This window comes from Neisseria sp. P0019.S002 (assembly GCF_051957155.1).
GTDB lineage: Bacteria > Pseudomonadota > Gammaproteobacteria > Burkholderiales > Neisseriaceae > Neisseria > Neisseria perflava.
On record NZ_JBQCWS010000055.1, the window covers coordinates 1 to 536 of the forward strand.

Annotated in this window: 1 protein-coding gene; it reads left to right on the forward strand. The window is 54.1% G+C overall.

Annotation, left to right across the window (positions count from 1 at the left end):
* Positions 1-536: formate--tetrahydrofolate ligase (locus ACTHTY_RS11520; protein ID WP_440367752.1), on the forward strand; the 536-nt coding region annotated here is incomplete at both ends.

The window sequence follows — 536 nt, forward strand, 5'->3', positions numbered from 1 at the left end:
GGCGTGATGCGTCCCGACGGTTTTGACATTACCGTTGCGTCCGAAGTGATGGCGGTATTCTGTCTTGCTAAAGACATCAGCGATTTAAAAGAGCGTTTGGGCAACATCCTCGTCGCCTACGCCAAAGACGGCAGCCCCGTTTACGCCAAAGATTTGAAAGCGAATGGCGCGATGGCGGCATTGCTCAAAGATGCGATTAAGCCTAACTTGGTACAAACCATCGAAGGTACGCCTGCCTTTGTACACGGTGGCCCGTTTGCCAACATTGCCCACGGCTGCAACTCCGTTACCGCCACCCGTCTGGCGAAACACCTTGCCGATTACGCCGTAACCGAAGCAGGCTTCGGCGCGGATTTGGGTGCAGAAAAATTCTGCGACATCAAATGCCGTCTGGCGGATTTGAAACCTGATGCGGCTGTTGTCGTGGCCACCGTCCGCGCGTTGAAATATAACGGCGGCGTAGAACGTGCCAACCTCGGCGAAGAAAACCTTGAAGCGCTGGCAAAAGGCCTGCCTAATCTGCTGAAACATATTTC